11 protein-coding genes are annotated in these 13,218 nt (G+C 47.0%); 7 read left to right on the top strand and 4 right to left on the bottom strand.

Translation table 11 applies throughout. From position 1 onward, the window contains the following. Window positions 1-58: 58 nt before the first annotated feature. Window positions 59-2,020: a PP2C family protein-serine/threonine phosphatase gene (locus tag PJF56_RS17645; RefSeq protein ID WP_283764015.1), complete on the bottom strand. Its 1,962-nt coding sequence runs from the start codon at window positions 2,018-2,020 to the stop codon at window positions 59-61. A gap of 275 nt (window positions 2,021-2,295) precedes the next feature. Here PJF56_RS17645 and PJF56_RS17650 point away from each other — a divergent pair, with 275 nt between their 5' ends. From PJF56_RS17650 to PJF56_RS17660, 3 genes are all read left to right on the top strand, one after another. Then, entirely contained in the window at window positions 2,296-3,198 is a 903-nt protein-coding gene (locus PJF56_RS17650; RefSeq protein ID WP_283764016.1) for an alpha/beta fold hydrolase, read from the top strand. Window positions 3,199-3,249: 51 nt separating this feature from the next. Next, window positions 3,250-3,849: a glutathione S-transferase family protein gene (locus PJF56_RS17655; protein WP_283764017.1), complete on the top strand. Its 600-nt coding sequence runs from the start codon at window positions 3,250-3,252 to the stop codon at window positions 3,847-3,849. Between the two features lie 105 nt (window positions 3,850-3,954). Then, window positions 3,955-6,009: a BsuBI/PstI family type II restriction endonuclease gene (locus PJF56_RS17660; RefSeq protein WP_283764018.1), complete on the top strand. Its 2,055-nt coding sequence runs from the start codon at window positions 3,955-3,957 to the stop codon at window positions 6,007-6,009. Between the two features lie 72 nt (window positions 6,010-6,081). On the opposite strand, the gene PJF56_RS17665 is transcribed toward PJF56_RS17660, so the two are convergent. From PJF56_RS17665 to PJF56_RS17675, 3 genes are all read right to left on the bottom strand, one after another. Further along, window positions 6,082-6,720 carry a Uma2 family endonuclease gene (locus PJF56_RS17665; RefSeq protein ID WP_283764019.1) on the bottom strand — a complete coding sequence of 213 codons (639 nt, stop codon included), beginning with the start codon at window positions 6,718-6,720 and terminating at the stop codon, window positions 6,082-6,084. A gap of 148 nt (window positions 6,721-6,868) precedes the next feature. Beyond that, window positions 6,869-7,798: an isoaspartyl peptidase/L-asparaginase gene (locus tag PJF56_RS17670; RefSeq protein WP_283764020.1), complete on the bottom strand. Its 930-nt coding sequence runs from the start codon at window positions 7,796-7,798 to the stop codon at window positions 6,869-6,871. 77 nt (window positions 7,799-7,875) lie between these two features. Beyond that, a complete protein-coding gene (locus tag PJF56_RS17675) occupies window positions 7,876-8,016 on the bottom strand; it encodes a DUF2256 domain-containing protein (RefSeq protein WP_283764021.1) in 141 nt (46 codons plus the stop codon). Between the two features lie 63 nt (window positions 8,017-8,079). On the opposite strand from PJF56_RS17675, the gene PJF56_RS17680 reads away from it, so the two are divergent. The 4 genes from PJF56_RS17680 to PJF56_RS17695 all read left to right on the top strand — a co-directional run bounded on the left by PJF56_RS17680 (window position 8,080) and on the right by PJF56_RS17695 (window position 13,117). After that, on the top strand, window positions 8,080-8,841 hold the full coding sequence (locus PJF56_RS17680; protein WP_283764022.1) for an RNA methyltransferase: 762 nt from the start codon (window positions 8,080-8,082) through the stop codon (window positions 8,839-8,841). A gap of 230 nt (window positions 8,842-9,071) precedes the next feature. Next, window positions 9,072-10,733 carry a serine hydrolase gene (locus tag PJF56_RS17685; RefSeq protein WP_283764023.1) on the top strand — a complete coding sequence of 554 codons (1,662 nt, stop codon included), beginning with the start codon at window positions 9,072-9,074 and terminating at the stop codon, window positions 10,731-10,733. A gap of 471 nt (window positions 10,734-11,204) precedes the next feature. Further along, window positions 11,205-11,660: a DUF3465 domain-containing protein gene (locus tag PJF56_RS17690; protein WP_283764024.1), complete on the top strand. Its 456-nt coding sequence runs from the start codon at window positions 11,205-11,207 to the stop codon at window positions 11,658-11,660. Window positions 11,661-11,797: 137 nt separating this feature from the next. Beyond that, a complete protein-coding gene (locus PJF56_RS17695) occupies window positions 11,798-13,117 on the top strand; it encodes an MFS transporter (protein ID WP_283764025.1) in 1,320 nt (439 codons plus the stop codon). Window positions 13,118-13,218: the final 101 nt, after the last annotated feature.

Raw genomic sequence — 13,218 nt, forward strand, 5'->3', positions numbered from 1 at the left:
GAGTGTATCCCATTTCTTCTAGTTTATCGGATTGCTGGGACAGATGGGGGGATTCCCATTACCCATTAGTATTCATGGGACTGGGGGAAGGGAGGACAGGTGGTGCTGGAGAGGTTTGGGGAGGTGGAGATTCTATCCAGAAGTCCCTAAAGACATATAACATCCCTCCCCCTAAAACCAATAAGACGGTAATTCCCATTAATAACCCTGGAATCGAAACTCTTCTGGTGGCTGTTGTTGCGGTTGCAGTTGAGCTAGGTTGAACTTCAGGAGCGCCAACGGTTACCAGTTGGGTCTTCATGGATGCCTTAACTGACGGTTTATGGGGCCGATCGCCCTGAGTCACCGGATCGAACAATTGGGTTAAGGGTTCAAGGGTGACTTCCTGGGGCTGTACTTGATAATGGATCAGGCCAATGGTCACGTTATCATGACCATTTAGAGTATTCGCTAATTCTACTAACTTAGAAGTCGCACTGGCCACATCCAACTGGCCCGCTAAAATCGGTAACAGTTGGCTTTCCCAATGGTGTTCTACGCGATCGCCATCACTGAGACCATCAGAGCAAAGCAACACAATCCCATCTTCATCTAAAATCAATCGTCCTACAGTAGGATGTAATAAGTCAGACTCACTCATTCCCAAAGCCTGTACCAACGCTCCCGCCGCCCGATGTTGTAGCGCTTCACGATATAAGCGATACCCCAAGCGCACTTCGCGAGAGGCTAAATCATCATCTAAGGTCACCTGATGGCATCCCTGTTGGGTGACCCAATAGATCCGGGAATCCCCCACATGGGCAATATAAAGTTCATGGGCCCGATCCACAGGAGGGGGAACGACAGCCATCACCAGGGTCGTTCCCATCCGTTGCCGCTCGTGACGATGTTCTTGGTCATTGCGATCGCTAATCACTGTATTAGCATCACGGATGAGCCGATCGAGCAAACTGGTGATCTCGTAGACCTGCTCCGAGGGACTGGGGTCAGGGGAAATCTTATCCCAGGTGAAAGAATCTAAAATAGTTTCGATCGCCTGTTGAGAAGCCACTTCTCCCCCATCATGACCACCAATTCCATCACAGACGATCGCCGCAAGCGGCTCAGATGGGTCAGTGGAGGAAACCGTTTTTCCTGGAGGGGGTTGCAGGGGATAACAAGCATCTTCATTATGGGAGCGACTGGGGCCCTTATCCGTAGCCGTGCAGAGAGTAAAGTGGGTCGTTTGGGACTCGCTACAATAGCGTAGGGCCCGATCGAGTTCAGCGATCGCCCGATCCATGGCTAAAATATGACCATCCATTAATCCTTGAGCTAAATGTTGTAAAAACCGACTGATGAGAGGGTTAGCACTTTTAGCCAAGGGTAACCACATTTTGCCTAACTGAGATAACTCCAGACCCGATTCGGGATCGTTTCGCAATTCCAGAACCCGCAGCACCGGCCCTTCAACCCGCAAAAATTGATGATCCAGCAAGGAATTAGCCACCCCTAAAACCCTGAACGGTTGCCACAGATGGGCAATTTGCCACAACCAATGCAGTTGGCGCATGGCAGGGGCTACTTGCCATTCTTCTTTGAACCGAGGCATCAGGGGAGGTTTTTGGGGAGCTGTGGGCACAAGGGAGGAATTAATGGGCGCTCCCTCTAGCAGCAACACAGGCGGTAGAGTTGGCTGAAGGGTTAAGAGTTCGTAGGGTTGAGGCAGATGGAGTCGATAGGGAAATAATTTCAGATAGGTTTGCATCGACGCTGAAATTTCGGAGGGGATATGGGGGGGAACCCCTGGTTTCAGATCGAGAAAAATATGATTACCTTTATAGAGATAGCGATCGCCGATCCGCTCTCCCGGTTGCAGAAAGTCTAAGGCCTGGCCCAGGGGACGCAGGTCTGGGGAAGTCGCCCACAGATACCGTTTAATTAACCGAGTGCCGCAACGTTGGCAACATTGAATCTCTTCTGAGTTGACTGTCTGGCAAGTGGGATGGGGACAGTTAAGGAATGCGGTTTCGGTTGGCATAGGAAATCCTCGCGCCTGTAAATGGAAAGACAGTATAGCTATCCACGCTTGTTTCTGGCGAAATCAAGTGGCTCAGAACAGAGAGCCGATCGGCTAGAGCAAAAGCGTTATTCAATACTGCCCGATCGGAAAGCATATAAGTTTAGTTTAAAGAAAGCACCCTGGGTAATTGCTATTCAAAGAGATAGCTGGCAAGAAAAGTCGATTTGACTTATATTTTGCCCATATTATCTCGTAGCCTTTTCCCAAATTATATGATTATTTCTGCGACTCCAATGGCCGATTATCCGGCCGATCCGGTAGAGTCTCTGACTTGGAACTGGCGTGGGTTTCCCATCCGCTATCAGGTGAGGGGTCAAACGGGGCCAACCCTGTTGCTGATCCATGGATTTGGGGGATCGGTGGATCATTGGCGCAAAAATCTCCCGATTCTGGGTCAATCCTGTCGCTGTTATGCCTTAGATTTAATTGGCTTTGGCGGTTCGGCGAAACCGACTCCGGGAGTAGAGATTGAGTATACCTTTGAAACCTGGAGCGAGCAAATCATCCAGTTTTGTCAAGAGGTGATTGGTGAGCCGACGGTATTGGTGGGTAATTCCATTGGCTGTATTGCCGTCATGCAAGCTGCTGTGGATGCTCCAGAGTGGGTCAAGTCTGTGGTGTTGCTGAATTGTTCTTTGCGGTTACTCCACGATCGCCGCCGGGAGGCTTTACCGTTTTATAAGCGTTATGGTGCGCCCCTGGTACAGGATATGCTCAAGATTAAGGCGATCGGCCATTGGTTTTTTGCCCAAATTGCCCAACCCAAAGTCGTTAAACAAATTTTACAACAAGCTTATGGGCGATCGCAGGCCGTCACCGATGAGCTAGTCGATTTACTCATAGCTCCAGCCCTCGATACCGGTGCAGCCGATGTCTTTATCGCCTTTACCCGCTATTCCCAAGGCCCCCTACCCGAAGACCTCTTAGCCACCCTCCCCTGTCCAGCACTCATGCTCTGGGGAACCGAAGACCCCTGGGAACCCATCGACCAAGGACAAAAATTAGGCGAATTTCCAGCCGTCAAGCAATTTATTCCCCTCCAAGGAGTCGGTCACTGTCCCCAAGACGAAGCCCCAGAATTAGTCAATCCCCTCATCCTCGATTGGGTATTAGATCGGGGAGACCAGTTAAACTGAAAAGGCAATAAATCAGAACAATGTCAAAACATAGCAATAGCACAGGGGTATATGTATCGCGTTTACGGAGATAGGCTCTCAGGTAACTGCTACAAGGTGAAGTTACTGATGAATCATCTAGAGATAGCTCATGAATGGATAGAGATCGATATCTTACAGGGAGAAACGAAAACCGATCCATTTCTGAGCAAAAATCCCAATGGGAAAATTCCTCTTCTGGAACTACCATCGGGGCAATATCTTTCTGAATCTAATGCAATTCTCAACTATTTAGCTCATGGAACGAACTATTTATCAGATGACCCTTGGCAGCGAGCAAATATTTTGCAATGGCAGTTTTTTGAACAATATAGTCATGAGCCATATATTGCTGTAGCACGGTTTATCGCCAAGTATCTGGGACTACCAGAAGAGAGACGAGGAGAATATGAAGCGAAACAAGAAGGGGGGTATAAGGCGCTCTCCGTTATGGAGCAGCAATTGTCAAAAACCGATTTTCTAGTCAATGGTTCTCTAACGATCGCAGATATTTCGTTATACGCTTATACCCATGTAGCTGATGAAGGAGGATTCGAGCTTTCTGAATATCCTGCTATTCGAGCATGGCTTGATCGAGTATCGAGCCATCCCCATCATCTTACCATGTCCTAACCGTTTCTATAGAAGGGAAAAGTAGCGATCGCGGATGATGACATCTATCTATAATTGCATGGAAAGCCCAAAAATCAACCTTAAAATTGGCACAATTGATGCACCATGTATAGTCGTCAGCTCAATTTATTTGACCACTTAACCTTTCCAGATCATCCATCCTGGTTATCTTGGCTCCATCATCAATTACCGAAACCACAAAAGCAACCTGATGGCCCAATTGTCTTAGACTTATTTGCCGGTTGTGGAGGATTAGCCTTGGGATTTGAAGCCCAAGGATTTCGCACCTACGGGTTTGAAATCAAACCCCACGCTGTAGCCAGTTATCACATCAATTTAGCCGGTCAATGTGTAGAAACTTGTCTATCCGTGGGTTTACCAGAAGCCCAAGCAGACATCATTATAGGTGGCCCACCTTGTCAACCCTTTAGCCAGATCGGTTATCAGCGTGGTAAACGAGATATTAGAGATGGTTTTCCGATTTTTCTGGATGCTGTCTATCGAATACAACCTAAAATTGCCATTCTGGAAAATGTTAGAGGTTTACTCTATCGAAATAAAAGCTATTTGAGACAAGTTCTAGCAGAATTAGAACGCTTTGGCTATCAAGTCGATGTGAAACTTTTGAATGCTCTTGACTATGGGGTTCCCCAAAAACGTCAGAGAGTGGTAATTGTGGCTTCTTATGTGGGTTGGTCTTGGCCCGAACCCTTTACCACACAACCAGTAACCGCAGGCATGGCTTTAGGTTCATTAGCCCTAGAATTTAATCCTGAAAGCCGTTTTTTAACCGAAAGTATGGATCGCTATATTGCCGAATATGAAGCAAAAAGTCGGTGTGTTCGCCCCAGGGATTTACACTTAGATCGACCCTCAAGGACAGTTACTTGTCGCAATTTAGGGGGAGCAACGGCCGATATGTTACGGATCAGATTACCCGGCGATCGCCGTCGAATGCTTACCGTTCGAGAAGGGGCAAGACTCCAAAGTTTCCCCGATTGGTTTCAATTTCAAGGCACTTTTTATGAACAGTGCGAACAAGTGGGTAATGCTGTACCTCCTTTGATGGCTTTAGCTTTAGCGCAACAAGTCAAAAAGGTTCTAGATTCTGAAGTGAATCTCAGTAATTTAAAAATTAGTCCCCTTTCTGACATGGAGAAGAGAAAATTGGTTAACCCAGATCCCATTGAGACGAAAAAAGAACAAGCCTTAGAAATTGTCAAGAGTATTGGTATCCCCGTCAGAGAAATGACTAAACGTCGCCGCGAACGGTTGGCATTAGCTCTTTTAGCCGTGGCTCGGATAACGCCTGAAATGTCTTGGAAGGAAGCCAAAAGTTATTTTACCGGTGGTATTCATCCCATAACCACTAGAGAAATTATTAAGTTTTGGAATACACACTATGGAGAAAAAATAGCGGATTCATCTTATGATGATGTGCGCCGAAAAGATTTAATTTATTTGGTTGAAGCTGGATTAGTGGAAAAGAGTGCAGCCAATCCGACGGCTAATACGAATGATGGTACGCGAGGCTATGCAGTTGGACAAGATGGACTGCGACTCTTGCAGGCTTATGATACCGATGATTGGGAAGATGCTTTACTTCATTTTCGCGATCAAAAGGGTGTTTTGGGCGATCGCCTCAGCAAAGCACGAGAATTCCAGAAAGTTCCAGTTACTTTACCCAACGGTGCGATCGTTAAACTCTCTCCAGGCTCACATAACCGCATTCAAAAAGCTGTGGTAGAAGAATTCTTACCTCGATTTGCTCAGGGTAAAATTGAGTTACTGTATTTGGGAGATACAGAAAAAAAGATCTTATGCCTTGAGAATGACAAGCTTCTGAGTTTGGGAATCTCCACACTAGAGCGGGAGATGCTTCCCGATATTCTCGCCTATGAGGAAGAGCGGAACTGGCTGTTTACCATTGAAGCAGTTCATTCTTCTAACCCAATTAATTCTATGCGTCATATGAAACTCAAAGAATTCATGAGAAATTCTACGGCAGGTGTGATTTATGTGAGCGCCTTTGAAAGCATGAAAACATTTGCCAAGTTTGCCAAGGATATTAGTTGGGAAACTGAAGTTTGGGTGGCGGATAACCCAGATCATATGATTCATTTTGATGGCGATCGGTTTCTTGGCCCTTATCAGCAGTAAGCTTTACTTGAATTTCAAACATAGCGCAAAGAATTATTGCCTAGTGGCAAACAAGCTATTACACAACCTTTTCTAAATTTGCTCCCTAACCCAAGCCCGAAATGCTTTCATGGTTTTATTCCTACCTTCAACTTTACTCCGTTGCAGATATTCAGGAATAATTTTTGTTAAAGACAGTCCAGGAAAATGAGGACTTTCATCAGATTGAATATAAACACCATTTTGTAGTACATTAATTTCTAAACTTGTACCGTTAAATCGCCAGAGTTCCCCGACTCCCAAGGCTTCATAATTGTTTAACCGAGTCCGAGATGTCAGATCAATTTCAATGGCCAAATCTGGGGGCGGGTCTATACTTAAATCTATTCGCTGTTGACCGCGAACTGCTGCCTCATTTTCGATATAGAAACATTGGTCAGCTTCAAGTCCTTGTTTCATGGTTTGACTTTTAAATGTCGTCGAGGCTAAATTTCTGAACTCAATCTCAAGCTCTTCTAACAAAATCTCCACTAGATTACCAATAATTACTTTATTGTCTTCGTGTTCTGGTAATGGCACCATAATCTCTAAGATTCCTTGACTGTAATGAATTCGAGACCCGCGTTTTTCTCCCAAATCCTCTAGCAATTCTTCGTACATCTGCCAACTAATATCTTTCATTAAAAGTTGCCGACCGGGAGGAATGACTAATTGTTCAAGAGTTACTTGCATAGGGTTGACCTTTGTATGGATTGATTGTTGGAATGCCGGAATTATGTAGTGAAGTTTTAGGAAATCGCCTGATTCTATGGCATTCATTATTCTCATAATAGCGCTTCATTGAATCTCAATCTAGAATGAAGCGCTATCATTTTTTAGCCTAAATGGAGCCGCTTACTTGATCCGATGAAGTCCATTCTAGGGTGTCGCCAATTTGTTCGCCGGTGTGGTAAGCAGCAAGGAGAATTTCTGATGTTTTTCCCCAGGCAATTTGACCGGTTTTGTCAATTCCGATCGCCCCTAAATCCCGTTGATTGGCTTTGGATTCGGTCATGGTTTTCTCAAAGGCAGCCCCTAAGGACATGCCATCGGTGACGCGGACGACGATGCGAGCGGCGATGCATTCGTTGATGATATCTTCGCCAATACCGGTACAGCTAATTCCAGCAGCAGAGGTGGCGTAATTTCCGGCAGGCATGGCGGAGTCGCTGACGCGCCCAATATATTCAAATCCTTTGCCTCCGGTGGAGGTTCCGGCGGCAATTTTACCTTGGTTGTCGAGAGCAACGACACCAATAGTTCCGGTTCCAGGAGCGGGACTAGCCAGTACATTAGCCATACTGCGTCTAAAGTTGTCTTTGCGGTCTTCTAACCACTCATTTAAGCGCAAATCGGTTAGAGGATTATGAATGGGGAGTTGCAGTTCTCGCACCAGTTCCATGGCTCCCACATCGGAGAGAATGCGATCGCTCTTTGCTTGCAGAACTTTAGCTAAATCAATGGGATTTTTCACCCGCGAAACATTGATTACACCGCTAAAGGTTTGCGTCTCTCCATTCATCAGAGAGGCACTCATGCGAATTTGACCATCAGATTGCAAAACGGAACCGGTTCCAGCATTGTAGCGGGGATCGTCTTCGAGTAAATGGCAGCCTTGAATCACCGCTTCTAAGGCAGGTGTTCCCGCTTCTAAACGGGCATAAACTTGTTTGAGAATCTCATACAGGGATTGGCGGACGGCTTCAACGCCTCCTTTACCTTGTAGGGAGCTGCCTGCACCGCCATGAATGATGAGTTTGGGTTGAGTCATAGGTAATGGGGATAGGGGGATAGGGGAATGGGGGAATGATTCAGAATTTCCCAATTGTTACTCTACCGCGTATAGCTTTAGCGATCGCGGCGACAGCGTTCAGAACAGTATTTTACCTGATCCCAACATTTAGCCCATTTCTTGCGCCAGGTAAAGGGGCGATGACAAACAGGACAGATTTTGGTGGGCAAATCGGATTTTAATCGCTGGCGAGCCATGGTAAGTTAGCGGTAAGGTTTTTTGATTCATTGTAGGGATAACCTACTCTGCTACACCAACAGATGAACGATCGCCCCCATCTATCAGCGATTAAAATCGTTTTAGTCGAGCCATCTGGCCCCTTAAATGTGGGATCGATCGCCCGTATCATGAAAAATATGGGCTTAAGTCAATTGGTCTTAGTCAATCCTCAATGCGATCGCCAAAGTCCAGAAGCGAGACAAATGGCCGTTCATGCTCAGGAAATCTTGACTTGTGCCCAAGTGGTAGAGAGCCTACCAGAAGCCTTACAGGGTTGCCAAAAAGTGGCAGCCACCATGGGACGCACCATCAGTTTACCAACGGCACTGGAAACCCCCCATACCTTGCTCCCTTGGCTTCTCAGTGGTGAAAGTGCCCTAGTCTTTGGGCGCGAAGACCGAGGATTAACCAATGACGAACTGAATTTAGCCCAACGCTTTGTGCAAATTCCCAGTCATCCCATCTATCCTTCCCTGAATCTAGCCCAATCGGTGGCCATTTGCTGCTATGAACTCTATCGGTGTACCCTAGAAACGCAGACAGAGAAGATTGACCATCAAGGCTCCGATCTCGCCTCAAGGCAGGTTCTAGAAGCCTATTACGATCATTTAGAATCTCTGTTATTACAGATTGGCTATCTTTATCCCCATACAGCTCACCGAAGGATGGAAAAGCTCAAACGGTTTTATAATCGTGCTTATCCCACAGAGCCAGAAGTTGCAATGCTCCGGGGAATCCTCTCTCAGGTAGAATGGGCGATCGCCAACCGTTCCCCATCCAAGGGTTCATCAGGAGATACTTAACCGTAGCTCTCCAGGATGGGTTTAAAGAGAATCGCAGACAACGTAGAATAATCGAGGTTTGCTATTTTGGATGACCAGGGTAGCTCCAATCGGGCTAATTCCTGCGATCGGGGGCGAAAATACCAAACCCTATTCTAGGTCTGAAGCAGTAAAATCAGCAACAATGTAATGGATACTTTGACCGTGGTGGGTTCATTTACAGTTATGATCTGTGTGATAAGGAGTCGTTGATGGCGAAATCAGGAGCAAGAAAAGGAGTAGACCGCACTCAACGTCTCGGATCTGCTCAAGGGATAACTCATTTACCAAAACAGGGATCGAGTCGGCATCAAGGGGGGATGTCTTTGCCTAAACAAGGGAAACCGACGTGGAAACGCAAGCGGCGATCGCCTTTACAACGGGCGGTTTTATCGGTTTTGGATAAAATTTTACCCGGGGGTAAGAGTGATTTGACCCCCCAAGTGAATAGAGGGCGATCGCCGCGATCGCACCCTGCATCACCGATCCCACCCTTGAAAGTCGAAAACGATCCCTTAAGATCCCCTGTGCGTTTGGGTTCCCGGAAACCGCAACGGAAATCGCCCCTGAGAAAGGGAGATTTATCTTCAGTGGCGATCCCCAAGACTCTTTCTCGTCAGCGTTCATCCGATCGCACTCGTCAGGATTTGAGTAAGATTAAGAGTCAGCAGAAGGAACAGCTTGAGAAGGATAAGGTGCGATCGCCGCGCAACCGTCGAGATCGACCCTTAAACCGCCCGGAACCCACTCCCGTATCGCCTTTGATGTATGCAACGCGATTTTTGATTATGGGTGTAGGTATCTGCGCGATCGCCGGAACACTCCTCTCAGCCTCCGATCCCGAAAGTATGACCTTTTTGGGACTTAAGTTAGCCTCCACGGATAGCCTCTCGAATCAAGTGAATGAAACCCCCGATCCCAGCACCAGTGAAACCACAGATGCCCTATTACGGGAAAGGGTTGCCAGCCAAAATCCCTGGTTAACAGCTCCCCATCCCCTCCATTTAGAAACTGATTTGCAAGAGCTGAAAAACAACATACAAGCCTTAGCCAGTCAGACTCCTCGGTTTAAACCCGGAGTGTTTGTTTTAGATTTAGATACTTCGAGCTATGTCGATGTCGAGGGAACAACGGTTTTTTCGGCCGCCAGTACGATTAAATTACCGATCTTATTAGCCTTTTTTCAAGCCGTCGATGCCGGTCAAATTCGCCTCGATGAAACCTTAACCCTCAAAGAAGAGCATCTCGCGGGAGGATCGGGGAGTCTCCAATACGATCCCGTAGGCAGTGAATATACAGCCCTAGAAGTCGCCACTTGGATGATGACCATTAGCGACAATACAGCCACGAACATGATTATCGAGCGATTAGGCGGCATGTCCCAGGTCAATCAGAGCTTTAGCCGTTGGGGACTAAAGCAAACCGTGATTCGGGATTGGTTGCCGGATCTAGAGGGTAAAAATACCACATCACCCCGTGAATTGGCCCAGGTGATGGCCATGATTCATCAGGGTGATGTGGTATCTCTGAAATCCCGCGATCGCATGATTAACATTATGCGCCAAACCGAAACCAGCGTTCTCCTCGAACAAGGCTTAGGATCGGGAGCGACTATTGCCCATAAAACCGGCGACATTGGTAAACTCTTAGGCGATGTCGCTCTCATCGATCTCCCCAGTGGCAAACGGTACATTGCCGCCGTTTTAGTCGAACGCCCCCATAATGATTATGGTGCAGCCGATCTCATTGGTGACATTTCCCGCCTCACCTACGAACAAATGCAAGCGCCCCCCGTAACCCCCAGTGTTACCCCCGGCACATTAGAAGAACTTCCCGTGGACTTTCCCGAAGCCACTGCTCGGCGCTATCGATGATCTGGCTACTGCCATGACACAGCTAAAATAGTGCCTTAGCGTAGGGTGGGTTAGGCGGCTAAAACCTAGACTCTGACAGCAATCTATCAATCCGCCGTAACCCACCATTTTAGGGTTGTCACAGCACTACGGTGTTGTCAAAAGTAACATTTTTACGAAAAGGTGGGCAAAGTATGCTAGTATAATTTCAATTGTTTGACTCATGCTCTTGCCCAGCCTACGATGAGTTGTAATCATAGTCAATCGGGCTTGATATGATCTTAGAGTGAGTACCAAAATATCTACAACGTCCTATGAAAAAAAATACAACTCAACGCCTCCTGAGCCTAGTTACTGTATTAACCTTCACCCTTGTATTACCCACCCAGGTTCACGCCCTAGTGCCGTGACAACCCTAAAATGGTGGGTTACGGCGGATTGATAGATTGCTGTCAGATTCTAGGTTTTAGCCGCCTAACCCACCCTACGCTAATGCACATTTTTAGCTGTGTCACGGCACTAGATTGCAGTGACTTAGGCGCTCTAGCAGAATTTGATTCTCGCTGTGCCCAAGGTTCCAGTGCTGCTACTGGTTCCGCTCCCTCCACGGAGCAGGGTATCCAACTTTTGCAACAGGCTTTTCAGAATCAACAAAGCGATGTTCAAGCTAGAGCAGTCGGTGAAGTCATTCGTGTTCTTTCCGACGATCGCCAAGGGAGTCAACATCAACGATTTATTGTTAGACTTTCTTCCGGTCAAACCCTATTAATTGCCCATAATATTGACTTAGCACCTAGGGTAAATTCCCTATCCGTTGGCGATCGCGTCGAATTTTACGGCGAATATGAATGGAATCCTCAAGGTGGAGTCATTCACTGGACACATCACGATCCGGCCGGTCGCCATGTCGGTGGATGGATTCGGCATAATGGGCAAGTTTATCAGTAAAATGGGTCTAAAACCGTGTCCTTCTAGGACGGCTTTTCTTGTTCTCTTAGGACGGTGAGTATGTCAACAGTAACTCTCTTCATGGTTTTAGATCGATTGAGCTAAAGTATATATGAAGCCGTTAACTAAAGATCCGAGTGACACCACTATCTAAAATTGAAGCAGTCAGCGATCGGGCAGCTCACCAGACAAGCCACAGCGAAAACAACACCAAGACGGTTATTCTCGCTGGTGTGGTGGGAAATGTGATCGAATGGTATGACTTTGCCCTCTATGGCTATCTAGCTCCCGTTATTTCTCTGCTATTTTTCCCCCATAATAATGAACTGGTCTCCCTGTTACAAACCTATGGTGTGTTTGCAGCCGGGTTTATCATGCGACCTCTGGGGGCAGGGATTTTCGGTTATATTGGCGATCGCGTCAGTCGCCGCACAGAACTCTTTATTTCCGTCATCCTAATGGCAATTCCCACATTCCTGCTAGGTCTCTTGCCTACCTATAAACAAATTGGGATTGCCGCACCAATGATATTAATATTACTCAGATTAGTCCAGGGATTATCCGTCGGCGGTGAATTCACCGGATCGGTCACCTATGTCGCTGAAACCGCACCTCAAACTCGGCGCGGCTTCACCACTAGCTTCGTCAATGTGGGGTCTACCATCGGCTTATTGTTAGGCTTAGGGATTGTTACCCTCCTCACCCATCTGCTCTCCGATGCCGACCTACAAAATTGGGGCTGGCGCTTACCCTTCTTATTTGGCGGTATATTAGGATTGACTGGACTCTACATTCGTACAAATCTCCCCGATTCAGAAGTCTTTGAAGAACACCAGCAAGAAAGGCAAGTTCCCCTACTCAAGGCCCTAAGACAATCTCTAGTCCCTATGCTACAAGCAATGTTTTATGCCGGGGCCTATAGTGCTACCTATTACATTATTATGGTCTATATTCCGACTTACTTAGATCGGTTCAGCGATATACCCCGTGGCAGCGTTTTAGGAGTCAATGTAGTTGCCCTAGTGATCCAGATCGGGCTACTTCCCCTCTTCGGTTGGTTATCCGATAGTACCCTACGTCGTAAACCCTTGTTGTTGCTGGCAACCCTGATTGTGGGGCTATTGAGTTTTCCTGGATTCTGGCTATTGTTGCAACCGCATAATTACGAGGTCTGGTTGGCTCAAATCCTATTGGCAGTCTCGATTGTACCCTTGTTAGCCACTTCTCCAGTGATGATGGTGGAACTGTTCCCCACAGAGACTCGCCTAACAGCCTATTCTCTCTCCTTCAACCTGGGAGCAAGTATTATGGGGGGAACGTCTCTATTGGTCTGTACTTGGCTAATTGATATCAGTGGTAATGTTTATGCCCCTGCCATTTATTTAGCGATCGGTGCTTTGATCAGTGCCATAACTTTGGGATTTATGAGCGATCGCAGCCGCGAACCCCTACGGTAGAGAAACTCTGTTTATATTCCACTCGCTCACCCTAGCGATCGCCACACCGTGTAGAAAGGGCTGATTCTCGCAGAAAGCTTAATTCCAAAAAAATATCCCCA

The sequence above is a fragment of the Roseofilum halophilum BLCC-M91 genome (assembly GCF_030068445.1).
In the GTDB taxonomy this organism is placed as follows: Bacteria; Cyanobacteriota; Cyanobacteriia; order Cyanobacteriales; family Desertifilaceae; genus Roseofilum; species Roseofilum halophilum.